The organism is Arthrobacter sp. FW306-1B-G06A, from assembly GCF_058781765.1.
Genome location: NZ_JBYSXB010000003.1, coordinates 83596 through 109469, shown reverse-complemented (window position 1 = coordinate 109469; position 25874 = coordinate 83596). Strand labels below are relative to the sequence as shown.

Annotated in this window: 21 protein-coding genes; 10 read left to right on the top strand and 11 right to left on the bottom strand. The window is 62.7% G+C overall.

Annotated elements, in window-relative coordinates; all coding sequences use genetic code 11:
- Nucleotides 1-34: 34 nt before the first annotated feature.
- Together AC3WJM_RS02455 and AC3WJM_RS02450 are read left to right on the top strand one after the other, a co-directional pair.
- Nucleotides 35-1729: a formate--tetrahydrofolate ligase gene (locus AC3WJM_RS02455; protein WP_492271117.1), complete on the top strand. Its 1695-nt coding sequence runs from the start codon at nucleotides 35-37 to the stop codon at nucleotides 1727-1729.
- A 168-nt stretch (nucleotides 1730-1897) separates the two neighbouring features.
- Nucleotides 1898-2857, top strand: coding sequence for a DUF559 domain-containing protein (locus AC3WJM_RS02450; protein ID WP_332602021.1), 960 nt, complete (start codon nucleotides 1898-1900; stop codon nucleotides 2855-2857).
- Nucleotides 2858-3068: 211 nt separating this feature from the next.
- Here AC3WJM_RS02450 and AC3WJM_RS02445 read toward each other — a convergent pair whose 3' ends face one another.
- The 8 genes from AC3WJM_RS02445 to glmS all read right to left on the bottom strand — a co-directional run bounded on the left by AC3WJM_RS02445 (nucleotide 3069) and on the right by glmS (nucleotide 15819).
- On the bottom strand, nucleotides 3069-4154 hold the full coding sequence (locus AC3WJM_RS02445) for an inositol-3-phosphate synthase (protein ID WP_059387408.1): 1086 nt from the start codon (nucleotides 4152-4154) through the stop codon (nucleotides 3069-3071).
- A 166-nt stretch (nucleotides 4155-4320) separates the two neighbouring features.
- Nucleotides 4321-5358: an L-glyceraldehyde 3-phosphate reductase gene (gene mgrA, locus AC3WJM_RS02440; protein WP_492271116.1), complete on the bottom strand. Its 1038-nt coding sequence runs from the start codon at nucleotides 5356-5358 to the stop codon at nucleotides 4321-4323.
- A gap of 76 nt (nucleotides 5359-5434) precedes the next feature.
- On the bottom strand, nucleotides 5435-7192 hold the full coding sequence (gene treZ / locus AC3WJM_RS02435; protein WP_492271115.1) for a malto-oligosyltrehalose trehalohydrolase: 1758 nt from the start codon (nucleotides 7190-7192) through the stop codon (nucleotides 5435-5437).
- Between the two features lie 58 nt (nucleotides 7193-7250).
- On the bottom strand, nucleotides 7251-9584 hold the full coding sequence (gene treY, locus AC3WJM_RS02430; protein ID WP_492271114.1) for a malto-oligosyltrehalose synthase: 2334 nt from the start codon (nucleotides 9582-9584) through the stop codon (nucleotides 7251-7253).
- Complete coding sequence (gene glgX, locus AC3WJM_RS02425) at nucleotides 9581-11941, bottom strand: glycogen debranching protein GlgX (RefSeq protein WP_306958953.1); 2361 nt, start codon at nucleotides 11939-11941, stop codon at nucleotides 9581-9583. The genes treY and glgX overlap by 4 nt, the downstream gene beginning before the upstream one ends.
- A gap of 74 nt (nucleotides 11942-12015) precedes the next feature.
- The gene (locus tag AC3WJM_RS02420) at nucleotides 12016-13560 is read right to left on the bottom strand and encodes an NAD(P)H-hydrate epimerase (protein WP_492271113.1); all 1545 of its coding nucleotides are present in this window, start codon (nucleotides 13558-13560) and stop codon (nucleotides 12016-12018) included.
- Between the two features lie 14 nt (nucleotides 13561-13574).
- Complete coding sequence (locus tag AC3WJM_RS02415; protein ID WP_059387406.1) at nucleotides 13575-13922, bottom strand: holo-ACP synthase; 348 nt, start codon at nucleotides 13920-13922, stop codon at nucleotides 13575-13577.
- A gap of 4 nt (nucleotides 13923-13926) precedes the next feature.
- Complete coding sequence (gene glmS / locus AC3WJM_RS02410; protein ID WP_306958955.1) at nucleotides 13927-15819, bottom strand: glutamine--fructose-6-phosphate transaminase (isomerizing); 1893 nt, start codon at nucleotides 15817-15819, stop codon at nucleotides 13927-13929.
- 176 nt (nucleotides 15820-15995) lie between these two features.
- On the opposite strand from glmS, the gene coaA reads away from it, so the two are divergent.
- The 3 genes from coaA (at nucleotide 15996) to mscL (ending at nucleotide 18302) form a co-directional block, all read left to right on the top strand.
- Nucleotides 15996-16964 (top strand): type I pantothenate kinase, encoded by a 969-nt coding sequence (gene coaA, locus AC3WJM_RS02405; RefSeq protein WP_059387404.1) that lies wholly within the window; start codon nucleotides 15996-15998, stop codon nucleotides 16962-16964.
- Nucleotides 16965-16969: 5 nt separating this feature from the next.
- Nucleotides 16970-17824 (top strand): M15 family metallopeptidase, encoded by an 855-nt coding sequence (locus AC3WJM_RS02400; protein ID WP_492271112.1) that lies wholly within the window; start codon nucleotides 16970-16972, stop codon nucleotides 17822-17824.
- 88 nt (nucleotides 17825-17912) lie between these two features.
- A complete protein-coding gene (mscL, locus tag AC3WJM_RS02395; protein ID WP_059387399.1) occupies nucleotides 17913-18302 on the top strand; it encodes a large conductance mechanosensitive channel protein MscL in 390 nt (129 codons plus the stop codon).
- Between the two features lie 84 nt (nucleotides 18303-18386).
- Here the strand turns inward: mscL and glmM are convergent, their stop codons facing one another.
- Nucleotides 18387-19751, bottom strand: a complete 1365-nt coding sequence (gene glmM / locus AC3WJM_RS02390) for a phosphoglucosamine mutase (RefSeq protein WP_492271111.1) — start codon at nucleotides 19749-19751, stop codon at nucleotides 18387-18389.
- A 160-nt stretch (nucleotides 19752-19911) separates the two neighbouring features.
- Here glmM and AC3WJM_RS02385 point away from each other — a divergent pair, with 160 nt between their 5' ends.
- On the top strand, nucleotides 19912-21150 hold the full coding sequence (locus AC3WJM_RS02385; protein WP_284991846.1) for a bifunctional glycosyltransferase family 2/GtrA family protein: 1239 nt from the start codon (nucleotides 19912-19914) through the stop codon (nucleotides 21148-21150).
- A 60-nt stretch (nucleotides 21151-21210) separates the two neighbouring features.
- Nucleotides 21211-23127 carry an ArnT family glycosyltransferase gene (locus tag AC3WJM_RS02380; RefSeq protein ID WP_492271110.1) on the top strand — a complete coding sequence of 639 codons (1917 nt, stop codon included), beginning with the start codon at nucleotides 21211-21213 and terminating at the stop codon, nucleotides 23125-23127.
- Nucleotides 23128-23203: 76 nt separating this feature from the next.
- Here AC3WJM_RS02380 and rpsI read toward each other — a convergent pair whose 3' ends face one another.
- Together rpsI and rplM are read right to left on the bottom strand one after the other, a co-directional pair.
- On the bottom strand, nucleotides 23204-23713 hold the full coding sequence (rpsI, locus tag AC3WJM_RS02375; protein ID WP_059387396.1) for a 30S ribosomal protein S9: 510 nt from the start codon (nucleotides 23711-23713) through the stop codon (nucleotides 23204-23206).
- Between the two features lie 36 nt (nucleotides 23714-23749).
- On the bottom strand, nucleotides 23750-24193 hold the full coding sequence (gene rplM / locus AC3WJM_RS02370; protein ID WP_024817563.1) for a 50S ribosomal protein L13: 444 nt from the start codon (nucleotides 24191-24193) through the stop codon (nucleotides 23750-23752).
- Between the two features lie 295 nt (nucleotides 24194-24488).
- Here rplM and AC3WJM_RS02365 point away from each other — a divergent pair, with 295 nt between their 5' ends.
- The 3 genes from AC3WJM_RS02365 (at nucleotide 24489) to AC3WJM_RS02355 (ending at nucleotide 25839) form a co-directional block, all read left to right on the top strand.
- Nucleotides 24489-25142 carry a prepilin peptidase gene (locus tag AC3WJM_RS02365; RefSeq protein WP_492271109.1) on the top strand — a complete coding sequence of 218 codons (654 nt, stop codon included), beginning with the start codon at nucleotides 24489-24491 and terminating at the stop codon, nucleotides 25140-25142.
- A gap of 268 nt (nucleotides 25143-25410) precedes the next feature.
- Complete coding sequence (locus AC3WJM_RS02360; protein WP_307052512.1) at nucleotides 25411-25611, top strand: Flp family type IVb pilin; 201 nt, start codon at nucleotides 25411-25413, stop codon at nucleotides 25609-25611.
- Between the two features lie 30 nt (nucleotides 25612-25641).
- Entirely contained in the window at nucleotides 25642-25839 is a 198-nt protein-coding gene (locus AC3WJM_RS02355; RefSeq protein WP_492271108.1) for a Flp family type IVb pilin, read from the top strand.
- Nucleotides 25840-25874: the final 35 nt, after the last annotated feature.

Here is a 25874-nt window from a genome sequence, read left to right as displayed (position 1 = left end):
GCGCACAGTGTTCCGCACGGATTTGAGGACAAGGATGTCTGAAAACAAGATCTTGAGCGACCTTGAAATTGCCCAGAATGCGGCGATGCGTCCCATCGAGGAGATCGCGGAGCATGCCGGGATCAACGTCGACGCGTTGGAACTCTACGGCCGGTTCAAGGCGAAAATCGATCCGGCCAAGCTCCGTCTCCCGGATGTCAAACGAGCGGGCAAGGTAGTCCTCGTCTCCGCCATGTCCCCGACGCCGGCGGGTGAGGGAAAGTCCACAACCACGGTAGGCCTCGCCGATTCTTTGGCGCGGGCCGGTCACCGCGTGATGATCGCGCTACGCGAACCGTCCCTTGGACCGATCCTGGGCATGAAGGGAGGCGCGACCGGGGGCGGCTATTCCCAGGTTCTCCCCATGGACCAGATCAACCTGCATTTCACCGGCGACTTCCACGCGATCACCTCGGCAAATAATGCCCTGATGGCCCTCGTGGACAACCACATCTTCCAGGGCAACGAGCTCAACATTGATCCACGCCGCATGACCTTCAAACGGGTTCTCGATATGAACGACCGCTCGCTTCGCGAGATCATCATCGGCTTGGGCGGGCCCGCACAAGGAGTGCCGCGACAAGACGGATTCGACATAACCGTCGCCTCCGAAATCATGGCCGTCTTCTGCCTCGCGACGGACTTGGATGACCTCCGCCAGCGCCTCGGCCGGATCACTTTCGGATACAGCTATGACCGCCAGCCGGTCACGGTGGCCGATCTCGGCGTCCAGGGTGCCCTGACCATGCTGTTGAAGGACGCCATCAAACCGAATCTCGTGCAGACCATTGCGGGAACGCCGGCCCTGGTGCACGGTGGCCCGTTCGCCAACATCGCGCACGGCTGCAACTCGCTCATCGCCACACGGACGGCCCAACAACTCGCCGACATTGTCGTCACGGAAGCGGGATTCGGCGCCGACCTCGGTGCCGAAAAGTACATGGACATCAAGTCGCGCATCGCGGACGTGGCGCCGTCCGCCGTCGTCGTGGTCGCGACTATCAGGGCTCTCAAGATGCAGGGCGGCGTCCCGAAGGAGCTGCTCAAGGAGCCCAACGTCGAGGCGCTCGCTGCCGGCGTCGAGAACTTGAAACGGCACGTGCACAATGTCGAGAAGTTTGGCGTCACACCGGTTGTTGCAATCAACAAGTTCGCGACGGACACACGCGAAGAGCTCGAATGGCTGCTGGCTTGGTGCGCCCAGGAAGGAGTCCAGGCCGCGGTGGCGGATGTGTGGGGTCGCGGCGGAGGGGGCGACGGCGGTGACGAGCTCGCGGCGAAGGTCGCCGCGGCGGTGGCGGCAGCAACGCCGTCGGGCTTCCGGCACTTGTACCCCCTTGGCCTGTCCGTTGAGGACAAGATCCGCACGATCGTGCAGGAAATCTATGGTGCCGACGGTGTGGAGTTTTCCGTCCCTGCGCTCAGGCGCCTCGCGGACATCCGGAGAAACGGCTGGAGCGGAATGCCCGTTTGCATGGCAAAGACGCAGTATTCATTTACTGACGACGCGTCCCAGTTGGGCGCCCCCAAGGGTTTCACGGTGCACGTCCGCGAGCTGATTCCCAAGACCGGGGCGGGCTTCATTGTCGCGCTGACGGGTGCTGTCATGACGATGCCGGGTTTACCTAAGGAGCCCGCCGCGATGCGAATGGACGTCGACGAGCACGGCAATCCGGTGGGTCTCTTCTGACCCTCGCTCAGCTATGGGCCCCTTTCGGGAAACGCTCGCTCACCTATAGGGCACTTTCGCGGGACGCTCGCTCACCCGTGGCGCCGGAAGGCGGCCGTACCGTCGTCCGAATCCCAGGCCTGTGGATAACTTCTGCGGGCATCCGCCCCTTTACGGCACAATGCGGGTATGCAAAACGAGCTCGCCCTTCCCGCCGAACTGCTTTCAGGACCGTTCACGCTCACCCAGGCCCAAGCCCAAGGTGTCCCGCGCGGCCGTCTGCTTCGCGCCGACGTCGAACGCGTCAGCCGTAGCCTCTACCGTCCGATCGGCTGGGACTTCGAACTTGAGTCCGCCGCACGTGCGTTGTCGGCTGCTACCCCGGGGGCCTGGATCTCGCACGTGACGGCAGCGCGCCTTCGCTCTTCCTGCCTTCCGCCGTGGCTTGCCGATTCTACGGAGCTGCACCTCAGCAAGCCCCGATCGTTGCCTGGAACCCGCCGCAAAGGCGTAATCGGGCACAGGGTGATCGCGGCCGAGAACGAGGTCGAATCGGTTGATGGAATACGGATCAGCACGCGCCCACGCACTTGGCTGGACATGGCCCGGCTGCTGCCTTTGAACGACCTCGTCTGTATGGGCGACGAGCTGATTCGAGTGCCCCGCCAGGCCCTGGAAGGACGGGACACGCCGTTCGCGACCCTTGAAGGACTGCGTGTTCTGGTGGAGCGCCATCCGAATTTGCAAGGCGTCGTCCGTGCCCGGCAGGCGCTCGAACTGATGCGCGTGGGCGCGGACTCGGCGCCGGAGTCCCTGCTTCGTTTGGCCATGCTGGACGCTGGAATCCCCGAACCCGAACTCCAGCTCAGCTTGCGAAGTGACGATCCGTTCTCGCCGTCGGCGGATTTGGGGTTCCGCCGACGGCGGGTCGCCATTCAGTACGACGGCGGCCATCACCTCGCGGAGGCCCAGACCCTCAGTGATCGACGCCGGAACAAAGCCTTCGAGGCAGCCGGATGGACCGTCCTCGTGTTCCGCAAGGACGATTTGGCAGATGGATTCGAGTCTGCCACCAAGAAGATCAAGAAGGCGCTCCGATCAGCGTGGGTCGATCCCGCCGTCGCATCCGGCTTTGCAAGCGCCGTGTAGCGAACGGGCGTTAAACGACGGACGCTCGCTCACCCGAAGGTGGGCGAGCGTCCGTCAAAAACCCGGCATAGGTGAGCGAGCGTCCGTCAAAAACCCGGCATAAGTGAGCGAGCGTCCGCCCAAAACCCGGCATAAGTGAGCGAGCGTCCGCCCAAAACCCAATATGGGTGAGCGAGCGTCCGCCCAAAACCCGATATACGTGAGCGAGCGTTTAGCGCTCGACGTCGCCGCGGATGAAGGCCTCGACCTTTTCGCGGGCGATGTCGTCGTTGAACTGCTCCGGCGGGGACTTCATGAAGTAGCTGGAAGCGGAGAGCAGCGGGCCGCCGATGCCGCGGTCCAGGCCGATCTTGGCGGCGCGGATGGCGTCAATGATCACGCCGGCGGAGTTCGGGGAGTCCCAGACCTCGAGCTTGTATTCCAGCGAAACCGGGGCGTCGCCGAAGTTGCGGCCTTCGAGTCGGACGAACGCCCACTTGCGGTCATCGAGCCAGGCGACGTAGTCGGACGGGCCGATGTGGACGTCGTCGGCGTGCAGGACGGCTTCGACGTTGGAAGTCACGGCCTGGGTCTTGGAGATCTTCTTGGATTCCAGGCGGTCGCGCTCCAGCATGTTCTTGAAGTCCATGTTGCCGCCGACGTTGAGCTGGTACGTGCGGTCCAGCGTGACGCCGCGGTCTTCGAAGAGCTTGGCCATGACGCGGTGCGTGATGGTGGCACCGATCTGGCTCTTGATGTCATCGCCGACGATCGGCACACCAGCGGCAGTGAACTTGTCGGCCCATTCCTTGGTGCCCGCGATGAAGACCGGCAAGGCGTTGACGAAGGCAACACCGGCGTCGATGGCGCACTGGGCGTAGAAGTGCGCAGCATCCTCGGAACCCACCGGCAGGTAGCAGACCATGACGTCGGCCTTGGCTTCGCGCAGTGCGGCGACGATGTCCACTGCCTCTTCCGGAGCCTCGACGATGGTCTCGCGGTAGTACTTGCCCAGACCATCCAGGGTGTGGCCGCGCTGCACGGTCACGCCAGTGGAAGGGACATCGGCGATCTTGATGGTGTTGTTCTCGCTGGCGCCGATGGCGTCCGCGAGGTCGAGGCCGACCTTCTTGCTGTCGACGTCGAAGGCGGCGACGAACTGGACGTCGTTGACGTGGTACTTGCCGAACTCAACATGCATCAGACCCGGAATCGTGGCCTGGGGGTCGGCATCGCGATAGTAGTGGACACCTTGGACCAGCGAAGCGGCGCAGTTACCTACGCCGACAATGGCGACACGAATCGGATGTGAAGACACGGAACTCCTTTGAGAACTAACCTCAGGTGCCTAGCGCGTCAGTACCTGTATGTACGACGGCGTCTTAAAGGCACAGCGCCATTCGGCGCTCTTAGCATTGTAGCCAACCTGAACGGGGCCGGCTTTGTTCCCAGCCGGCCCCGCAAGTGTATTAAGTTTTTCGAATCTACTTCTGCGCCCACAGATTGATGTCGGACTCGACGGCGAACTCGTCAATCGCTGTCAGTTCCTCCGACGTGAAGTCGAGGTTGTTGATCGAAGACACGGTGTCCTCCAGCTGCGCCACACTTGACGCGCCCACCAGGGCAGAGGTCACCGGCGAACCCTTCGGCTGATCGCGCAGGATCCAAGCGATCGCCATTTGGGCGAGGGTCTGGCCGCGTCCTTCGGCGATGGCGTTCAAACCACGCACCCGGCTCAGCTTTTCCTCAGTCAGCGCCGATTCGGACAAGAACCGTTCCTTGGCGGCGCGGGAGTCCGCGGGGATTCCGTTCAGGTACCGGTTGGTGAGCATCCCCTGTGCCAGCGGGGAGAAGGCGATGGATCCCGCGCCAACCTGGTCAAGCGTTTCGTAAAGGTTGGGCGAACCGTTCTCGGTCCAGCGGTTCAGCATGGAATAGCTGGGCTGGTGGATGAGGAGCGGCGTGCCCATTTCCTTGAGAATCCGGGCTGCCTCAAGGGTCTGCTCCGGGGTGTAGGAGGAGATTCCGGCATAGAGCGCCTTGCCGGAGCGGACAGCGTGGTCCAGGGCGCCCATGGTTTCTTCCAGCGGGGTTTCCGGATCGGGACGGTGGCTGTAGAAGATGTCCACGTAGTCCAGTCCCATGCGCTGCAGCGACTGGTCAAGGCTGGAGAGCAGGTACTTGCGGGAGCCCCATTCTCCGTAGGGGCCGGGCCACATGTAGTAACCGGCCTTGGTCGAAATGACGAGTTCGTCGCGGTACGGCTTGAAGTCATCCTTCAGGTGGCGGCCGAAGTTCGTTTCAGCCGATCCGTCCGGCGGACCGTAGTTGTTGGCAAGGTCGAAGTGGTTGACACCCAGATCGAAGGCCCGGCGCAGGATGGCGCGCTGCTCTTCGAAACGCTTGTCGTCGCCGAAGTTGTGCCACAGTCCCAGCGAGATCGCGGGAAGTTTGAGGCCGCTGCGTCCGACGCGGCGGTAGGGCATGGTTTCATAGCGGTTTTCCGCAGCCGAATGAGTCATACCTACCATCCTGCCACCGCCTTCGAGGCTCGAAGCGCGATGTCCGTCATGTGGGCACGCTCACTTAAGGGCACAGTCACTCAAGGCGCACGACGGCGGCGCTCTCCCCCGGGAGGGTCAGCTCTCCGTTCCCGACGGCGGCCGCGGAGTCCGTGGCGAGCAAGACTTCACCGCCCATCGCCTTCGTCAGGGTCCGGTCCCCGAAGTTGCAAGCAACCCTCACGGCTCCCCTGCTGAGAACGAGCCATTTGTCCTCTTCGCTGAAGTCGACGTGGGTGTCGGTGAATCCACCGCCCGCAAGCTCCGGCGTCGAGCGCCTGAGGTTCGCAAGCGCCCGGTAGAGTTCCAGCAATCGGGCGTGATCGCCGTCGTGCGCTTCCTCCCACTTGAGCTTGGAGCGTTCGAAGGTCTCGGGGTCTTGGGGGTTCGGCACCAACGCGGGGTCCCAGCCCATCCGTTCGAATTCCTTGAGCCGGCCCTTTGCCGTGGCCTCTGCGAGCCATTCCTCGGGATGCGACGTGAAAAACTGCCAGGGCGTGGTCGCGCCGAATTCTTCGCCCATGAAGAGCATCGGGGTGAATGGCGACGTCATGGTCAGCACGGCGGCCAACGCGAGCCTCCCGTACGACAGGCTGGAACTCAGGCGGTCACCGGCGGCGCGGTTGCCGATTTGATCGTGGTTCTGGTTGCAGACCACCAACGCGGCAGGATGAACCAGCCCCGGGCGGATGGGGCGGCCATGGTGCCTGCCGCGGAAACTTGAGTAGCTCCCGTCGTGGAAGAAACCGTGTTCAAGCACCTTTGCCAGTGCGCCCAAGGAATCGAAATCCGCGTAGTAGCCGGCAGTCTCGCCTGTGAGGTTGACGTGCACGGCGTGGTGGAAGTCGTCGCTCCACTGACCTTCCAGGCCGTAGCCATTGGTGTCCCGGCGGTAGATGAGGCGCGGGTTGTTCAGGTCCGATTCCGCGATCAAGGTCTTGGGGACGCCAGTTTCGGCTTCGATCCCGTCCGCGAGGCTGGCGAGGTCTTCCAGGATATGGACGGCCCGCTCATCGCGGAGGGCGTGTACGGCGTCGAGGCGTAGCCCGTCCACGTGGAAGTCGCTCAACCACATAGCGGCATTGTCCAGGATGTATTGACGGACTTCGTCGGAACCGGGGCCGTCCAGATTCACTGAGTCGCCCCATGTGTTGCCTTCGCCGGACTTCAGGTAGGGGCCGAACTTCGGCAGGTAGTTCCCGCTGGGTCCCAGATGGTTGTAGACCACATCCTGGATCACGCCGAGTCCGGCAGCATGCGCGGCATCCACGAATCGCTGATAGGCCTCCGGTCCGCCGTAGGCCTCGTGGACGGCGAACCACAGCACGCCGTCGTAGCCCCAGTTGTGGGCGCCGTTGAACGCATTGACAGGCAGGAGCTCCACAAAGTCGATTCCAAGTTCAACGAGGTAATCCAGCTTTCCCGCGGCCGCGTCCAGGGTGCCTTCCGGCGTGAAGGTTCCGAGGTGGAGCTCATAGATGACCGCGCCGCCGAGCCCGCGCCCCGCCCAATCCGTATCGTTCCAGGCATACGACGAGGCGTCGAAGGTGCGGGAAAGAGCGTGCACCCCGTCCGGCTGGCGCTGCGACCTGGGATCGGGAAAGGGACCCTCGCCGTTCACCAGATAGCCGTAGTCGGTCCCGGGCTCTCTTGGTACGTCCGCCGTCCACCAGCCCGCGGCGTCGTCGTCGTGCGACCGCATATCGTGGCGCTGCTCCTTCGCGAGCAGAGTGACAGATTCCGCAAACGGGGCCCATACATCGAACCGTTTCCCGGCGCTGGTCTTCTCGGCCATCGCTCCCCCTCAATCGTCTTGTCCGGGCTTCGTTTGCCCGCCGTTGTTGGTGCTCCGACTAGCCAATGGGTACGAGCAAGGCCACCGGGTATCTCTGCAGAAGCCTTGCGACGTGAACCTCGCCCGGAGGGTAGCTGTTGCCTGTCAGTTCATCCCGGACCGCGCTCCCAAGACGAATGAAGGTGTCCTGCCACCCTCCGTTCCGCTCAAGCTTCCGCGGGAGCCTCGTGGCCAAAGTGATGGCACCGCCCCCGGTGGCAAGGGCGCCACGGTCGAACGCGATCAGATGTTCGGCCGCATGACCCTGGGCATCGACAGCGCTGTAACCGCCGAAAAGCTCCGGCCGGTCCCGGCGCAAGCGCAGTGCCCTGGATGTCACCAACAACTTGGCCAGCTCGTCCCGCGCTTCAGTCTGGACACCGGCGTCGAGGGCTGCGAGGGCGGCCTTCCGCCGTTCGAAGTCGACCGCGCGCCGGTTGTCCGGGTCGGTGAGTGAACGATCCCAGAACTCGGTCCCCTGGTAGACGTCCGGTACGCCCGGCATGGTCAGCTGGACCATCTTCGCCGACAGTGAGTTGGACGTCCCGTACGGGTCCACCAGGGCAACGAACTCTTCTAGGGCGGCCGTCAGCTCGGGCATATCGAAGGCGGCGTCGACGGCGGAGGCGAGCGTCGCTTCGAACGCTTCGTTCGGCTCGGTCCAGCTGGTGGAGTTGCCGGCTTCGCGGGCAGCCTTGAGGACGTAACCCTGGAGGCGTTCACGGCTGGCCGGCCACGCACCTGCGATGGCTTGCCATACGAGGGCTGCGAGTGGCCCGTCGGGAATCGGGGCCAGTTCCTGCATGCGGTCCACGAACGCTTCCCATTCGGGGACTGCCTCGGAGATCGCGGATATCCTGGCGCGGGTGTCTTCGCTGCGCTTGGTGTCGTGCGTGGTGAGGGTGGTCATGGACAGCGGCAGCAGCGCCTGGCGACGTACCATCCGTTCGTGGAATCCGGGCGCGGACAAGGCGAATTCCGTCGGATCCGCTCCCACCTCAGTCAGCGTGCCAAGGCGTGTGTAGCGGAAAAACGCGGTGTCTTCCACGCCCTTGGCCATGACCATGCCGGAGGTCTGCTGGAAGCGGCGGCCCAGTTCATGGCTGGCCTCGAGCAGCAGCGGAAGCAGTGCCTTGATGATGGGTTCCAACTCCGGCCTGGTGCGGGCAGCCCGTTCGACGGCCTCCACCAAGGTGTCTTTGCCATACGGGAGGTAGCTCCGGTAGACGTGAAACGAAGCGATGATTTCAGCCAGCGCGTCAACCACCTCCGGGCTGGCTACCCCTGAATTGGGCAGCTCCGGAGAGTCCGGGACGAGCCGTGCGAGCCGCAGGATTTCCGAATGCAGGATGCCGTCCGTGATGCGCCGCTTGGTCCCGTGGATCATGGCTTGGTAATCGGCGGGCGAGCCGGTGCCCCGGAGCCTGGCATCCAAGGCGTCAAGGTGCGCTTCGGCGTCGGGATCCACGAAAAGGCGGTCGACGTCAGCGAGGGCGTCGTACCCGGTGGTCCCCTCACAGTCGAAGTTCTCCGGAAGTTCCTCCCCTGGCTCCAGGATCTTCTCGACGAGCAGATAGGAGCCGGCCGTGGTTTCCTTCAGGCGCTCCAAGTACCCGGCCGGGTCCGCGAGCCCGTCCGGATGATCGATCCTCAGCCCGTCAACAAGCCCGCCCTGGAACCATCGGGCGATCTCCGCGTGGGCTTCATCGAAGACCCAAGGGATTTCGACGCGGATCCCGGCGAGAGTGTTTACCGCGAAGAAGCGGCGGTAATTCAGTTCGCCGTCGGCCCGGCGCCAGCCGACCAGCTCGTAGTGCTGGCGCGCATGGACGTCGCTGGCGTTGTCACCTTCGGCATAGCTTCCTTCGGCCAGCGGGAAGCGGTGATCGAAGTAGCGCAATTCGCCGTCGAGCACTTCCAGCTTGTCGACGTCGTGATCGCTCCCTAGGACCGGAAGGCGGAGCTTTCCGCCGCCGAAGTCCCAGTCGACGTCGAACGCTTCCGCGTAGCGGGAGGCCCTGCCCTCTTTGAGCAGGGACCACCACCAGGCATTTTGCGGGGGCGACGCGACTCCCATGTGATTGGGGACAATGTCTACCAACACCCCGAGGCCGGCTTCCCGAGCCGCCTTGGAGAGCGCCGCAAGCCCTTCGACGCCGCCGCGCGAAGCATCAACGGTGGAGGGGTCTGTGACGTCGTAACCGTGGTCCGAGCCCTCCTCCGCCGTCAGGATGGGCGACAGGTAAACCCAATCCACCCCGAGCTCGCGCAGATAACCCGTGAGGGCAGCAGCGTCCTGGAGCGTGAACGACGGCCTGATCTGGAGCCTGTACGTGGAGACGGGTGTCCTCATGATCCCCCGTTCTTGTGGGCGCGTGGCTTCCTGGGCTTCTTCGGTGCAGCGCCGGGCTTGTTTTCGGGGTCAGCCTTCGGCTCCGAAGCATGGTGCTTTTTCGGTTCAGGGGTTGCTTCCGGTACAACCTGGAGCTTCCGGGTGGACGGCGACGGTGTAGCCGGCGAAGTCAAGGAAGCCGTTTCGGTGGTGGCCGTCTGCGACAGCGCGGCGAGGGACGCGGCCACGGAATGGTCCGGGTCCGTGTCCGGGACGCTGTGTGCCCTCAGCACCACGAGTGATTTGGCCCCAACACCCAGGACTGCTTCTGCCTGCACGGGTTCGGTGTCGGCTCCGCCGCCGGCGGTGTCGATGATGATGTCCCACGCGGGTGCGTATTCGTCCGAGGGCACCTTGAAACCGACTTCGTCGTCGTGGGCGTTGAAGTACAGCAGGAAGTTGACGTCCGTGATGCGCCGGCCTTGGTTGTCGCGGCCGCGGATCCCGTCACCGTTGAGGAACACGCCCACGGAGCGGCCGAAGCCGCTGTCCCAGTCCGACGGCGTCATGGTGGTTCCGTCGACGTCAAGCCATACGATGTCCGGAAGCCGTTCGCCTTCTCCTCGCAGTACCGGGCGTCCGTCGAAGAAGCGGCTGCGCCTGAAGGTGGGGTGCTTGGCGCGCAAGGCACTGACCGCTGCCGTGAACTCCACTAGCGGCTGGTCCACGCTGTCCCAGTTGATCCACGTCAGTTCGGAATCCTGGCAGTAGCCGTTGTTGTTGCCCCGCTGCGTCCGGCCAAGCTCGTCACCGTGCAGCAGCATTGGGACACCCTGGGACAAGAGCATGGAGGCGATGAAGTTCCGCTGCTGGCGGGCTCGAAGGCCAAGGACCTTCGGGTCCTCCGTGGGTCCTTCGACGCCGCAGTTCCAGGAACGGTTGTGGGATTCTCCGTCGTTGTTCCCTTCGCCGTTCGCCTCGTTGTGCTTCTCGTTGTAGGACACCAAGTCAGCCAGAGTGAATCCGTCGTGGGCCGTGACGAAGTTGATGGAGGCCACCGGGCGCCGGCCGGAGTGCTCGTAAAGGTCCGCCGATCCGGTCAACCGCGAGGCGAACTCGCCCAAAGTGGAGGGCTCGCCGCGCCAGAAGTCGCGGACCGTGTCCCGGTACTTGCCGTTCCATTCCGTCCACTGCGGCGGGAAATTGCCCACCTGGTAACCGCCGGGACCGACGTCCCACGGCTCGGCGATCAGCTTGACCTGCGAAACCACGGGATCCTGCTGGATGAGTTCGAAGAAGGTGGACAGCTTGTCCACATCGTAGAACTCACGGGCCAGCGTGGATGCGAGGTCGAAGCGGAAACCGTCCACGTGCATTTCGGTGACCCAATAGCGCAGCGAATCCATGAGCAGCTGCAGCGAATGCGGACTGCGCACGTTCAGCGAATTGCCGGTGCCCGTGTAGTCCATGTAGTGCTTCTCGTCGCCCTCCATCAGACGGTAGTACGCGGAGTTGTCGATGCCCTTGAAAGACAGCGTGGGGCCGAGGTGGTTGCCTTCGGCTGTGTGGTTGTACACGACGTCGAGAATGACCTCGATGCCGGCCCGGTGGAGGGAACGGACCATGGCCTTGAAGTCCTGGACCTGCTGGCCGGTATCGCCCTTGGAACTGTAGCTGTTGTGCGGGGCAAAGAACCCGATCGTGTTGTAACCCCAGTAGTTGTTCAGTCCTTTGTCCTGCAGGATGCCATCGTTCGTGAACTGGTGCACCGGCATGAGCTCGATCGCCGTCACCCCGAGCTTTTGCAAGTGGGAAATCACCGCCGGATGGGCCACGCCGGCGTACGTGCCGCGCTGCTCCTCAGGAACCTCGGGGTGGAGCTGGGTCAGGCCCTTGACGTGCGCCTCGTAAATCACGGACCGGTGGTACGGGATTCGCGGGAGGTGGTCCCCGTCCCAGTCGAAGAACGGGTTGATGACTACGCCCATCATCATGTGGGGCGCGGAATCCTTGTCATTGCGGGAGTCCGGATCCCCCATGTTGTACGAGAAAAGCGCCGGGTCCCAGTCGATCTGCCGGTGGATGGCCTTGGCGTACGGGTCCAGGAGGAGCTTGTTGGGATTGAAGCGCTGGCCGCTAGCAGGGTCGTACGGACCGTGCACGCGGTAGCCATACTTCTGTCCGGGCTGGACGTGCGGAAGGTAGCAATGCCATACATAGCCGTCCACCTCGCTGACGGTGTAGGAAATCTCTTCCCCATCGTCGTCGAAGAGACACAACTCCACCTTTTCCGCTTTCTCGCTGAACAGCGCGAAGTTGGTTCCCGTGCCATCGAAGGTGGCCCCCAACGGGTATGCGGATCCTGGCCAAACGTCCATGTGTTCTCCTTCATGTGCCGGATAACTTTCTGCCAGCCTAGCGAGACTATGCGACTTTCACGGAACATCCGGGATCATCCGGCGCGATGTTCCCCGAGAAATCGGAAGACGTCGGGGACCGCCCGGGCGATGCCGGAAGCGGTCAACGGGCCGCCCCTGGAGGCCGCGCTACCAGCCATTCCGTGGATGCTCGCGCCGACGGCGGCTACCGCAGCCCAGCGCTCGTCAGGGGCGATTCCCAGTGCGGCGAAGGGTCCGTCGTCGTCGAGCCCGGATTCCGCGTACGCTGCAGCCAACGCGCCGACGATCCCGCCAAGGACGTCCCCGCTGCCTGCCGTTGACATCCACGGATTTCCGTCCGACTGGCTGAAGACCGTCCCGGAAGGCGAAGCAACCACTGTTGTGGCACCTTTGAGCAGCACGACTGCGCCCGTGTGTTCGGCCGCTAGCCGGGCGAAGTGCACGGTCCTCGATTCCACGTCTTCACGCGTGACACGCACTTCACCTCGGCCAAGAAGGGCCACGAGCTCACCGGCGTGCGGGGTGAGAATCCAGTTCGGCGGGCAGCGTTCCGGCAGGAGCTCGAGGGCTCCTGCGTCGACGACGGCGGGTTGGCCGGCACTGGACGCCGACGCCAGTACGTCACGGGCCCGCTGGAGTTGTTCGACACCGTCCAGGCCAGGACCGAGCAGCCACGCCTGGACCCGGCCGGGCTCGGCGGGCTCCCAGATGGCTTCGGGGGTCCGCGCCAGGACCTGCCGCGCGACCACTTCCGGGCCGAGGTACCGCACCATGCCCGTCCCGGCCGCCGACGCGGCCTGGACACAGAGCGCCGCAGCCCCGGTGTAGCGCCCGGAACCTGCCACGATGCCCAGGACTCCCCTGGTGTACTTCTGGGCCCGGCGCCCCGGGTCCGGAAGCACGGCGGCCAGGTCAGGGGCGGAGAAACGGCGCAGGGCAGGTGCCAGAAGATTTTCCTCGATGCCTATGGGTACCAGGATCACGCGGCCGGCGCTGCCCTCACCCGGATCGGCCATCAGCCCGGCTTTGATTCCCCCGAATGCCACGGTCAGCCGCGCCGTCAATACAGGCCAGTGGACCTCCCCTGTGTCGGCGTCCACGCCGCTGGGAGTATCGCAGGCCACCACCAGGTCGGGCCTGAGTTCTTCCAAGGCGGCAACCAATTCCGCGGCCGAACCGCGGAGGCCGCCCCGGGCACCAGTGCCCAGGATCGCGTCGATGACTACGTCGTCGCCGGCAATCAGCACGGCTAGTTCTTCGGCGTTGTCCTCATCCAAAACGTGAACGCGTCCACCGGCGGCGCGGAAGGCCGCGAGGGCGTCCGGATGGGCCGAACCGGCGGTGAGTACCGCCGTCGTGCGCATGCCGCGCCTCGCGAGCGTTGCCGCGGCGAAGAGGCCGTCCCCGCCGTTGTTCCCTTTGCCTGCCAGCACCGTGACGCTCGAGCCGTACAGGCGACGCCCCTCGGAACGTAGTTCCCGAACGACGGCGTTTGCCAGACCGTAGGCTGCGCGCTGCATGAGAACAGCGCCTTCGCCGGCATCAAGAAGCGGTTGTTCCGCTGCCCTGATCTGTGTTCCGGTGAAGGCGCTGATCATGGTTTCTTGCGCTGCTACGCTTCGGCGATGACCATGGCAGTGGCGATTCCGCCATCGTGGCTCATGGACACGTGCCAGCGCTTCACGCCTATGGAATCGGCAACTGCCAGGACGGTGCCCTTCACCTTGATGGTGGGGCCGTTCTGGTCCAGGCCGATCCAGCAGTCCTGCCAGTTCATGCCCGCGGGAGCTCCCAAGACCTTGGCCACGGCCTCCTTGGCCGCGAAGCGCGCGGCCAAGGACCGCGTGTTGAGCTCGCGTTCCGCGGGAACGAACAAACGGTCACGGAGGCCCGGGGTCCGCTCGAGTTGGCGCCCGAAGCGCTCTATGTCTACGACGTCTACGCCTATGCCAACAATCATGCCGTTATTCTACGGTCACGCTCTTGGCGAGGTTGCGCGGCTGGTCCACGTCGTACCCCTTGGCCTTGGCGAGCTCTGCGGCAAAAATCTGCAGCGGAACAGTGGTGAGAAGCGGCATCAGCAGGGTAGGTGTCTGGGGGACGTAGAAAACGTGCTCGGCGTAAGCCCGCACGGCTTCGTCGCCTTCCTCGGCGATCACCAGCGTGCGCGCACCGCGGGCGCGGATCTCCTGGATGTTGCTGACAACCTTCGCGTGGAGGGAATCGCGGCCCCGAGGCGAGGGAACCACCACAAAGACGGGCTGCCCTTCGTCGATCAGGGCGATCGGACCGTGCTTGAGCTCACCGGCAGCGAACCCTTCAGCGTGGATATACGCGATTTCCTTGAGCTTCAGCGCGCCCTCGAGTGCTACCGGGAAGCCCACATGGCGGCCCAGGAAGAGGACCGACTTCTCGTCCTTCATGCTGCGGGCGAGCTCGCGGAGGGGACCCGCGTTGTCGAGGATCTTCTGGATGTGGGCGGGGATCTTGCCAAGGTCCGCCAGGACGTCCTTGATCTGGCCGGAGAAGATGTTTCCGCGCAACTGGGCGAGGTAGAGGCCCAGGAGGTAGGCGGCGGTGATCTGGGCCAGGAACGCCTTGGTGGAAGCGACGGCGATCTCCGGACCGGCGTGGGTGTAGAGAACGGCGTCTGATTCACGCGGGATGGTGGATCCGTTGGTGTTGCAGATGGAGATCGTCTTGGCGCCCTGTTCGCGGGCGTAACGGACCGCCATCAGGGTGTCCATGGTCTCGCCGGACTGGCTGATGGACACCACCAGCGTGTTGGCGTCAACGATCGGGTCGCGGTAGCGGAATTCGTGCGCAAGCTCCACCTCGGTGGGGATGCGGCACCAGTTCTCGATGGCGTACTTGGCGACCATCCCGGCGTATGCGGCCGTGCCACAGGCCAGGACGATGATCTTGTTGACCTGCTTGAGCAACTCGGGGTCGATCCGGAGCTCGCTCAAAGTCAGCTGACCGTTGATGTCCGAGCGGCCGAGGAGGGTTTGGGTGACCGCGTCGGGCTGGTCGTGGATTTCCTTCTCCATGAAGGAGCTGAAGCCGCCCTTTTCCGCAGAAGCCGGGTCCCAGTCAACGTGGTATTCCTTGCCCTGGGCGGGGGCGCCGAAGAAGTCCGTGATCTCCACGGTGTCGGCGGTGATGGTGACGATCTGGTCCTGGCCAAGCTCGACGGCGCGGCGCGTGTGGTCGATGAAACCGGAAACGTCGGAGCCAAGGAAGTTCTCGCCTTCCCCCAGTCCGACGACAAGGGGGGAATTGCGACGCGCGGCGACGACGACGTCGGGCCGTTCCGCGTGCACGGCGAGGAGCGTGAACGCGCCTTCGAGCCGCTGGCACGCGAGCTGCATCGCCTTGGTGAGCCTGCCGTTGGAGGAGTCGCCATTGAGTTGGTTGCGGAAAATATCGCCCAGCAGTGCTGCCGCCACCTCGGTGTCCGTCTCCGATTCGAAAGTGACACCCTTGGCGATGAGCTCCTGCTTGAGCTCGGCGAAGTTTTCGATAATTCCGTTGTGGATCATCGCCAGGCGTCCGCCATCGGCCAGATGCGGGTGGGCGTTCTGGTCGGTGGGTCCGCCGTGGGTGGCCCAACGGGTGTGGCCGATGCCGGTCAGCGAGTCCGGGAGCGGATTTCCCTCGAGCTCGTTCAGTAGATTGCTCAGTTTCCCGGACTTCTTCCGGGCTGTGATGGTTCCATCAGCCACCACTGCTACTCCGGCTGAATCATAGCCCCGGTATTCAAGCCTCCGGAGTCCTTCAAGTACGACGTCGAGGGCCGAGTGCCCGGCATCTGCCCGGCGGGATGAATTGCCAACGTAACCTACGATTCCACACATGCCTACAAGAGTAGCGGTTGCCCCGCGAAATGGACGTAGGATATCCGGGCCCGCAATCAGCCCAGGCCGCGGAATATGCAGGTACATGCACCTTTTCCGGGAGAGCATGCTCACACAAAATCTGCCCGCCGTTCATGCTGTATTTCCGGATCAGCCAACGGAGGGGCAGAATCTCTATGGTGACTTTGCAACGCAACGAAGCGAACGGCGACAGCTCCTCTCCGTTCGTGGAACTGGACAGGCAGACGTGGTCCCGGCTCGGTGCGCAGATGGAGCAGCCGCTTAACGAAGAGGACATCATCCGGCTTCGCGGCCTTGGCGATCCCCTGGACATGAAGGAAATCCGCGAGGTCTACCTCCCGCTCTCCCGCTTGTTGCACCTCTATGTCCAGGCGTCACAACAGCTTCATGCAGCCACAACCACCTTTCTTGGCGAGCAGACCCAGCGCACGCCCTTCGTGATCGGCGTCGCGGGTTCGGTGGCAGTTGGCAAGTCCACTATCGCCCGCGTGCTGCGCGAGATGCTCCGCCGCTGGCCCGGCACCCCGAACGTCGAACTCATCACCACCGACGGGTTCCTGTATCCCCTCGCCGAGTTGAAGCGCCGGCACTTGCTTGAACGCAAGGGCTTTCCGGAGTCCTACGACCGCCGGGCTTTGCTTCGTTTCGTGAGTGCGATCAAGGGGGGCGCCGAAGAAGTCCGGGCTCCTTGGTATTCGCACGTCACCTACGACATCGTCCCGGACAAGGAAGTGGTGGTCCGGAGGCCCGACGTCCTGATCGTCGAGGGCCTCAACGTGTTGGCCCCCGCCCGTCCCCGGCAGGACGGCCGGCAAGGCTTGGCCCTGAGCGACTTCTTTGATTTCTCCATTTACGTTGACGCCAAGACCTCCTACATCGAAGACTGGTACGTGGACCGTTTCCGCAAGCTTCGAAGCACCGCGTTCGCCCAGCCGGAATCCTACTTCCACCGTTACGCGACGCTCTCCGATGCCGAGGCCGAAGCCACTGCACGCGGCATTTGGAAGCGGATCAACGAGCCCAACCTGGAGGAAAACGTGCTCCCCACCCGCGGCCGGGCGCAACTTGTCCTCACCAAGGATGCCGACCATTCCATCCGCCGCATGCTGCTCCGAAAGGTCTAGCACGGATGTGCTACAACTGCGGCCCCAGCCGAAGGTCCTTCGCGACGCTTCTTGCCGCAGGGGCGGGAATGGCGGCCTTGGCGGCCTGCAGCCCGGATACCCGGGTCGCCTCGCCCACGTCGGCACCGTCCCCCTCGCGTCTCCAAACCGCGACGCCGACCGTGGCGACCACGACGGCGGTTCCCACCGCAGCGGCGAGCGAGCCGCCGTCGAGCGCACCGCCGTCGAAGGCTCCGCCGTCGGGGGTCCTGTCCCAGCAGTTTTCCTTGAGCGACCCGGCGAGCCAGTGGGTCATCGTCAACAAGCACCGGCCGCTGACCCCCTTGCAGTTTGTCCCTCCCGACCTGGTACAGCCCCGCGTGCAACTCGCAGTCAGCGGAGAGGCGTCCCTCCTCAACAGCACCACCGCCGCAGCGGCCGAAAAGCTCTTCGCAGCAGCCGCCTCGGAAGGCGCCACCATGACCTTGGCGTCCGGTTACCGCTCCTTCCAGACCCAAACCGCCACATACAACGGCTACGTGAGCACGCGCGGCCAGGCCTCGGCGGACACGGCTTCCGCCCGTCCCGGCTTCTCGGAACACCAGACCGGTTGGGCCTTCGACATCGGCGACGGCGGCGGGGCGTGCAGCTTCGAACCCTGCTTCGCTGATCAGCCGGCGGCCGTCTGGGCCAAAGCGAATGCGTACAAGCACGGATTTGTTGTCAGGTACCCGTGGATGCTCAATGAGATCACGGGCTACTACTACGAGCCCTGGCATTTGCGATTCGTCGGGGTTGAGGCTGCGACGGATATGGCCAAGCGGGGCATCGGCACCCTCGAGGAGTACTTTGGACTCGAAGCGGCGCCGGGCTACCCCTAACGGTTGATTAACCAGGAAAGTTTCCGACACTCCCGAAAATTGAACGGCCGCTCACTTTGAATTTACAAGCATGCACTAGCTTGGTGCCATGTTGAGTGGATTTAAGAATTTCATTCTGAAGGGCAACGTCGTAGACCTTGCCGTAGCCGTCGTCATGGGTGCCGCCTTCGGTGCAGTTGTTGATGCACTCGTCAAGAACGTCCTCATGCCGCTGATCGCTGCCTTGGTTGGATCCCCCAACTTTGACAGTTTCGCGAAGGTGACCATCAACGGAAATGACCTGCAGTTCGGCGTTTTGCTGACCGCGATCGTCAACTTCGTCCTGGTAGCAGCCGCAATCTATTTCGTCGTGGTGGCTCCGATGAACCACCTCATCGAGCGCCGCAACGCCAAGTTGGGCATCACGGAAGACGAGCCGGCGGCGGACCCCGCGGTCACGCTCCTCACGGAGATCCGCGACAGCCTGGCTCAAAGATAAGCACGGCTCAAAGGTAAGCACTTGAACTAGCTGTGGCCCGCCTCCTTATGGAGACGGGCCACAGTTGTTTTGCTGTTTTCGGGGCTAAAGCGCCAGTTCGCGTGGAATGGCGAGGCGGTCTTCGACGACGCCGGCGAGTTCGGTGCATATGCGGGTGGCCGTTTCCATGTCCGCGGCTTCCACCATCACGCGCACCAGTGCTTCGGTGCCCGACGGCCGGAGGAGCACGCGGCCGGTGTCACCAAGTTCGAGCTCAGCGGCGGCCACTGCGGCAGCGACGCCTTCGTCCGTGGCGGCGCGTGATTTGTCCACGCCCTTCACGTTGATCATGAGCTGCGGCAGCTTGGTCATGGCGCGGGCAAGGTCTTGGAGGGTCCGTCCGGTGCCGGCCACTTGGGCGGCGATCTGAAGTCCGGTCAGGACGCCGTCGCCGGTGGTGGCGTAATCGGAGAAGATCACGTGGCCCGACTGCTCTCCGCCAAGGCTGAAGCCGCCGTCGCGCATTGCCTCCAGGACGTACCGGTCCCCCACCGCGGTCTCGCGGATGGTGATTCCAGCTTCACGCAAGGCGATCTTGAGTCCGAGGTTGCTCATCACGGTGGCTACCAGGACGTCGTCCTTCAGTTTTCCGGACTTCTTCAGGGCGAGGGCCAGGATCGCCATGATCTGGTCACCGTCAACCTCGTTGCCTTCATGGTCCACGGCCAGGCAGCGGTCGGCGTCGCCGTCGTGGGCAATGCCGAAGTCCGCGCCGTGCTTGACGACTGCTTCCTTGAGCTGGCCCAGGTGGGTGGAACCGACGCCGTCGTTGATGTTCAGGCCGTCGGGTTCAGCGCCGATCACTACAACTTCGGCGCCGGCACTGGAGAAGACCTGCGGGGAACAGCCGCTGGCTGCACCGTGGGCGCAGTCCAGGACAACCTTGAGGCCCTCAAGACGGTGCGGCAGGGTGCCGAGCAGGTGGACGATGTAGCGGTCCTCGGCGTCCGAGAAGCGCTGGATCCGGCCGACGTCGCCGCCCACGGGGCGTGAGGGTTCCTTGCCGAGCTGGGCCTCGATCGCGTCCTCAACCTCGTCCGGGAGCTTCTGGCCGCCGCGGGCAAAGAACTTGATGCCGTTGTCCGGCGCGGGGTTGTGCGAGGCCGAGATCATGACGCCGAAATCGGCATCGAGATCGGCGATGAGGTAGGCCGCTGCGGGCGTGGGAAGCACACCGGCGTCGTACACGTCGATGCCGGAACTCGAAAGTCCGGCTTCCACCGCTGCGGCGATAAACTCTCCGCTGGCGCGCGGATCCCGGGCGACCACGGCGCGGGGCCGCGTTCCGTTGGCCGCACGCTCGTGGCCAAGGACCACTGCGGCAGCTTGGGCCAACTGAAGAGCAAGCTCCGCGGTGAGCAATCCATTGGCGAGACCACGCACGCCATCTGTTCCAAATAATCTAGCCATCGCGTCCCAGTCTAGACGACGGTTGCAGGGGCCGAGCGAAGGAGTGCCGGAAGGGCCGTGCATACTCCTTCAACCGCGCGATCGATAGAGTGGAACTACTTGACTTGCGCTTTTTGCTCCACTCTAGTAATGCCCCTTAACAAGTATCTACGATTACCGCATGACACCTAGCTCTGGGGGCTTGGCGCTCGAAATAATTGTCCCCGTATTCAACGAGTCCGCCATACTCGAACGAAGCATTTATCGGCTTGCCGACTATCTTTCTCGGGAATTGTTGTACAGCTGGAAAATCACGATTGCCGATAACGCGAGCACGGACGCGACCGGTTTAATTGCGCGGAAGCTCGCTGATGAGGTTCCCAATGTCAGTTATCGGCGCCTTGAGACAAAGGGGCGGGGTTTCGCGCTCCGCGACGCCTGGACCTCGTCTGAAGCGAAAGTTCTGGCATATGTCGACGTGGACCTCTCGACCGATTTGGCGGCGTTGCCGCCGCTTATCGCTCCCCTGCTTTCCGGACACTCGGATGTCAGCATCGGCACCCGCCTCGGCCGGACTTCGAGAGTAGTCAGAGGTCCCAAACGGGAATTCATCTCCCGGAGCTACAACCTGATTCTTAAACGGACCATGCAGGTCCAGTTTTCCGACGCCCAGTGCGGCTTTAAGGCCGTCAGGGCAGAAGTCGCGCATCGGCTGCTTCCTTATGTGAAGGACAACTGCTGGTTCTTCGACACCGAACTGTTGATCTTGGCGGAGCGGGCAGGGCTTCGAATCCACGAGATTCCCGTCGACTGGATCGACGATCCAGACAGCAGGGTGGATATCCGCCAAACGGCCATCGACGATATCAGGGGCCTCGTGCGCGTCGCGGGTTCCATGATGAAGGGAAATATCCCTTTGCAAGCGATATACGCGGAGCTGGGGCGAGGACCTATCGCCGCGCCAACGCGTCCAAGTTTCTTCGGCCAAGTGATACGTTTCGGAATCGTCGGCGCGTTCTCCACTCTTGCTTTTGCTTTGCTATATCTGCTGTTCCAGGGCCCGTTTGGTCCACAGCAGGGAAACTTCCTGGCCCTGTTGCTCACGGCCATCGCGAACACGGCCGCCAACCGCCGCTTCACGTTCAGGATTCATGGACCCGAGCGGCAGTTCACCCAACAGTTTCAAGGCCTCGTGGTGTTCCTGGCCGCCTGGGGAATCACTTCCTCTTCCCTGCTACTACTACATGCCATCCATCCGGACGCGTCGCCCAGCACCGAGCTTTTCGTCCTGACCTGCGCAAACATATTCGCGACCCTTGTCCGATTCGTGCTGCTCCGGATCTGGGTCTTCCGGGTTCGTCGGTCGGAGGAACGGCGCACGGGTTTTGCACTCAATCAGCCAAAAGAGTCGCTACTTTGATCATGTTGTCCCAGACTTGAACAACATCTGGGGGAAATTTCAAGGAGGAATCTTTTGACGGTGTCCGAATCTACCGCCTCCCGTACTCGGCGTCAGCCGACCGGCTTCGCTGTCCGAAGCCCAACCCCAGTTGCGCGCTGGGAGAAGGTCACCATCGCGGTCTTCTTGCTCTCCACGGCATTTTTTTACCTGTGGAAACTGGATCAAAATGGTTGGGCCAACGCGTTCTACTCAGCTGCGGTTCAGTCCGGTGAACATGGCTTCACGGCATTCTTCTTCGGTTCCTCGGACTGGGGGAACTCCGTCACCGTGGATAAACCCCCACTCAGCCTTTGGGTCATGGGGCTTTCGGTCCGCCTACTCGGACTCAATTCCTGGGGTCTCCTAGTTCCACAAGTGATCATCACGTTGTCCAGTACGCTGCTGATCTTTGTCCTAACCCGCAGATACTTCCCGGCCGTGGCTGCCCTCATCGCCGCAATGGTGTTCGCATTCACCCCAATCACCGTTCTACTAGCCCGCTACAACAACCCGGATCCGCTCATGGTCCTGTTGATGATTGCCGCGCTCTACGCCGGGATCCGGGCCTCAGAGACTGGCAAACTCAAGCCACTGATCCTCGCGGGCGGATTGTTGGCTCTCGGATTTCTGACGAAACAGCTTCAGGCATTTCTGGTTCTCCCGGCAATCGCGATGGTCTTTCTCCTTTTCGCCCGCCTGTCCTGGCGCAAAAGGTTCCTCGGGCTTGCCCTGGCCGGATGCGTCATGGCCGCTGGTTCCATGGCCTGGCCGCTCGCCGTCGACCTCACACCTGTCCAATCCCGTCCCTTCGTCGGAGGCTCAACAAGCAACAGCATGATTGAACTAACACTCGGGTACAACGGAATCGACCGCGTAGTCCAGCATCCAGATGACCCGTCCTTGTCCCTGATACCCCAAGAGTTCAGGAGTATGGCTTCGGACGCAGGATTCTTCAGGCTGATCAATCTGAACTACGGACAGGAAATCGGCTGGCTACTCATGCCTGCCTTGCTCAGTTGCATGGCCATCACCTGGGCCGTTGCCACACGCCGATTCGAACGGAATGAGGCCATCCTATCGTCGGCAGCAGTTGTCTGGTTCGTAACAACGTACCTCGTGCTGAGTTTCATGAGCCAGGGCTTTCATTCCTACTATTCGTCGTCCCTGGCGCCTCCGCTGGCTCTTTGCGTCGGTATTGGTGCCCGTTTGCTCTTGTCGGGCGCCAAGACAGCCCTAAGCCGAATATGGACTACGGCTGCTTTGGTTGCAAGCTTCATCTTCGCCAACGCAATATGGCGAATTAGTGATGTGTTTCCCGAGTGGCTCGGAACCGCCATACTGTCTGCCGGCTTGCTTTTGGCGGCAGCCTCAGCGGTCCGCCCACCCTGGATTTGGCTCGAGCGCTCAACAGTTGCCGTGGCAATTGGAGCGCTGCTGATCGGACCGGTATTTTGCTCTCTGCTAACTGTGGGTTCTCCTCAGTCCGGGTCCAATCCGCTCTCGGGCGGAATCTCCCGGAACCCGAACACCCTTAGCCGCTTCCTAGACGGAGTCAAGAAACAGGAACCAGCCTGGGCCTACGGAATTGCGATTGGCAATATTCCCGGCCAAGCCATCTTGGAGAAGCTGCAGAACGCCCCATCGAGATGTACGTGGGCCGCGGCCACTTACCCTGCCCAAACGGCAGCACGTTTTCAGCTGGCTTCCAATCGTCCAATCATGCCGCTGGGTGGATTCGCGGCTGTGGATCCCAGCCCCACCCTGAACAGGTTCCGGGACTGGGTCGATGCGGGACAAATTTGCTACCTGGTCGAGCAACCTGAACAACTGAAGGTCCCGGGAAACAGCCAGGAGCTCACGGCGATTCAGAATTGGGTGGCGGCCACTTTCCACTCAGATGTCCTTGATGGCACCACGGTGTACGACCTACGAAATCCATTGGAAAGTAGCCATTAAACACGAGAAGGCCCGTTCCACCACGAACATGGCGGAACGGGCCTCGTGGGGACGCTGGGAGCGTCCCGGAGCATGTTTAGCGCTTGGAGTACTGCTGTGCCTTGCGTGCCTTCTTGAGACCGGCCTTCTTACGCTCGATGACGCGGGCGTCACGACGCAGGAAGCCGGCCTTCTTCAGGGTGGCGCGGTTGTTCTCGGCGTCGATCTCGTTCAGCGAACGGGCGATGCCGAGACGCAGTGCACCGGCCTGGCCGGAAATGCCGCCACCGTGGATGCGTGCGAAGACGTCGTAGGCGCCGTCAAGATCAAGGATCTTGAAGGGCTCGTTGACGTCCTGCTGGTGCAGCTTGTTCGGGAAGTAGTTGGCCAGCTCGCGGCCGTTGATGATCCACTTGCCGGTGCCGGGCACGATGCGAACACGTGCAACAGCTTCTTTACGACGGCCAACTGCGGCGCCGGCAACGGTAAGTGCCGGGCGCTCCTTCTTCGGCGCTTCTGCTTCTGCAGGACCGCTCTCCGAGGTGTAGCTGGTCAGGTTTTCCTCAGCCACAACGGCCTCGGTGGTCAGTTCTTCGTTCTGAGCCACGATTCTCCTTGATTAAAAGTTGTTTGGTGGCCAGGACTACTGGGCGACCTGGGTGATTTCGAAAGTCTTGGGCTGCTGGGCGGCGTGCGGGTGCTCTGCACCGCGGTACACCTTCAGCTTGCCCAGCTGCTGTGCAGCGAGGGAGTTCTTCGGGAGCATGCCCTTGATGGCCTTCTCCACGGCGCGGACCGGGTTGGATTCCAGCAGTTCCGCGTAGTTGACGGAGGTCAAGCCGCCCGGGTAGCCGGAGTGGCGGTATGCGCGCTTCTGCTCCAGCTTGGCGCCGGTCAGGGCGACCTTTTCAGCGTTGATAATGATGACGAAGTCGCCCATGTCCATGTGGGACGCAAAGGTCGGCTTGTGCTTTCCGCGCAGCAGTGTTGCGGTCTGGCTGGCAAGACGACCAAGGACAACGTCGGTGGCATCGATGACGTGCCACTGGCGGTTGATATCGCCGGGCTTCGGGGTGTACGTACGCACGGTTTTGCCTCGTTCTTGTTCTGGCGTTCATGTTTTAGGCGGCACGCTTGAAGCGTGTGCCTACTAGGTATGCGTTACCGGAGCAGAGGTGAGGGCTCTATGTACCAGTCATCCCGAAGTCCCGATATGCCTGTCGAGTTAACGATCCTGCAACTGGATCCCCAAGCGGGCATGTGTCATCGAGAAAGGACACGCACAACGACTATCAACAATAGCGGCAAGGAGCTTCAGGGTCAAAATAGGCTGGCAACCAGCGTGAACAACTGAGACCCTTCCTGAGCTCCTAGGAGATGCGATGACAGCAACTGCCGCCCAGCCTTTGCTTGTGGCCGCCTTCGGGCTCCTGGGGCTGCTCACGAGCCCTCTGGCAGAGCTTCTGATCACTTGGTCCATGCCGAGGCTTGGCAGGCCCCCTTCCCCCGCCATAAGGCTCACGACGGCGGTTGCGACCGCGGCGTTGTTTGCCCTCATGACGCTGCGGTTCGGCTTGTCTCCGGCACTCCCCGCCTATCTCCTCCTGTCAGCGCTCGCCGTGCAGCTGTCACGCGTTGATATCGCTCACCATTTGCTCCCAAACCCGCTGGTCCTGGTGCTGCTTGCGTCCGGGCTTGGTCTGTTAACTATGTCGGCTGTGCTTGTTCCGGACTGGCCGGGGCTGCTGCGAGCGGCTGCCGGCGGCGTCATCTTGTTCCTGGGGTACTTCATTCTCGGATTAATTTCTCCGGGAGGCCTCGGAATGGGCGACGTGAAGCTCTCGGCACCACTCGGAATGTACTTGGGCTACTTGGGCTGGACCCACGTGTTCTACGGGGGACTGCTGGGCTTCGTGGTGGGCGGGGTGGTGACGGTGCTGATGTTGCGCCTGAAGCGCGGAACCAAGCCATCTGAGGTGGCACACGGACCTGCCATGTTCGCCGCGGCAATTGGAGTGGCCCTTCTCGTTGCGTGAGGTCCTGACGTTCTTCCCAGTTCCCTCGGTTCACAAGAGCCCCAACTGCGCGGGCGCCTAAGTAGTACTTAGGCAGGTAAACCGAGTACCCGTGAATCGTACTTCGAGTAGTCAGCGCCATCCAGTGTCGGAAAGACGAGTACCACTACGCATTGTTTGTTAACCCTCCCAGGGGCAATTCTTGTCCTATCGAAATCCGAACCGCCAAAGGGATATGTAGGCAACTGGAATTCGTAGACAAATTCACTTATCTGGGAAGGTTTTTCCAATGTCAACTCTCATGATCTCCACACTCGCTTTCATCACCGGCATCAAAGACAAGCTCACTTCCGAGAAAGGCGCAACGGCGACGGAATATTCGCTGCTTGTCGGCCTTATTGCCCTCGTCATCGTCGTCGGCGTCGGGCTGTTCGGCACCAACCTGAACGCCTTCTTCAATGGCCTGGCCGGAAAGGTTGCGGCCTGGTAGCGAGAGCTGCCGGACTCGATAGGTCTCAACATGTTCAATTTCAAGAAGAAATTCCGCGCATTTCAACTCCTTTTCAGCGAACTTCCCGCTGAAAAGGGAGCGACTGCCACAGAATATTCATTGCTAGTCGGATTGATCGCCCTCGTCATAGTCGTCGGCGTCGGGCTCTTCGGCACCAACCTGAACGCGTGGTTCAACAGCCTCGCTACGACGGTGGGCACCTGGTAATTGGGCAAACGCGTTGTGCCGCGCCCCGGGCGCGG

Bases quoted from the DNA above. Each gene is read 5' to 3' on its own strand.
- glmS (WP_306958955.1), bottom strand. From the start codon at position 15,819: ATGTGTGGAATCGTAGGTTACGTTGGCAATTCATCCCGCCGGGCAGAT.
- mgrA (WP_492271116.1), bottom strand. From the start codon at position 5,358: ATGACTCATTCGGCTGCGGAAAACCGCTATGAAACCATGCCCTACCGC.
- AC3WJM_RS02415 (WP_059387406.1), bottom strand. From the start codon at position 13,922: ATGATTGTTGGCATAGGCGTAGACGTCGTAGACATAGAGCGCTTCGGG.
- coaA (WP_059387404.1), top strand. From the start codon at position 15,996: ATGGTGACTTTGCAACGCAACGAAGCGAACGGCGACAGCTCCTCTCCG.
- AC3WJM_RS02385 (WP_284991846.1), top strand. From the start codon at position 19,912: ATGACACCTAGCTCTGGGGGCTTGGCGCTCGAAATAATTGTCCCCGTA.
- AC3WJM_RS02360 (WP_307052512.1), top strand. From the start codon at position 25,411: ATGTCAACTCTCATGATCTCCACACTCGCTTTCATCACCGGCATCAAA.
- treZ (WP_492271115.1), bottom strand. From the start codon at position 7,192: ATGGCCGAGAAGACCAGCGCCGGGAAACGGTTCGATGTATGGGCCCCG.
- AC3WJM_RS02365 (WP_492271109.1), top strand. From the start codon at position 24,489: ATGACAGCAACTGCCGCCCAGCCTTTGCTTGTGGCCGCCTTCGGGCTC.
- AC3WJM_RS02400 (WP_492271112.1), top strand. From the start codon at position 16,970: ATGTGCTACAACTGCGGCCCCAGCCGAAGGTCCTTCGCGACGCTTCTT.
- mscL (WP_059387399.1), top strand. From the start codon at position 17,913: ATGTTGAGTGGATTTAAGAATTTCATTCTGAAGGGCAACGTCGTAGAC.
- AC3WJM_RS02450 (WP_332602021.1), top strand. From the start codon at position 1,898: ATGCAAAACGAGCTCGCCCTTCCCGCCGAACTGCTTTCAGGACCGTTC.
- glmM (WP_492271111.1), bottom strand. From the start codon at position 19,751: ATGGCTAGATTATTTGGAACAGATGGCGTGCGTGGTCTCGCCAATGGA.
- treY (WP_492271114.1), bottom strand. From the start codon at position 9,584: ATGAGGACACCCGTCTCCACGTACAGGCTCCAGATCAGGCCGTCGTTC.
- AC3WJM_RS02455 (WP_492271117.1), top strand. From the start codon at position 35: ATGTCTGAAAACAAGATCTTGAGCGACCTTGAAATTGCCCAGAATGCG.
- glgX (WP_306958953.1), bottom strand. From the start codon at position 11,941: ATGGACGTTTGGCCAGGATCCGCATACCCGTTGGGGGCCACCTTCGAT.
- AC3WJM_RS02355 (WP_492271108.1), top strand. From the start codon at position 25,642: ATGTTCAATTTCAAGAAGAAATTCCGCGCATTTCAACTCCTTTTCAGC.
- AC3WJM_RS02420 (WP_492271113.1), bottom strand. From the start codon at position 13,560: ATGATCAGCGCCTTCACCGGAACACAGATCAGGGCAGCGGAACAACCG.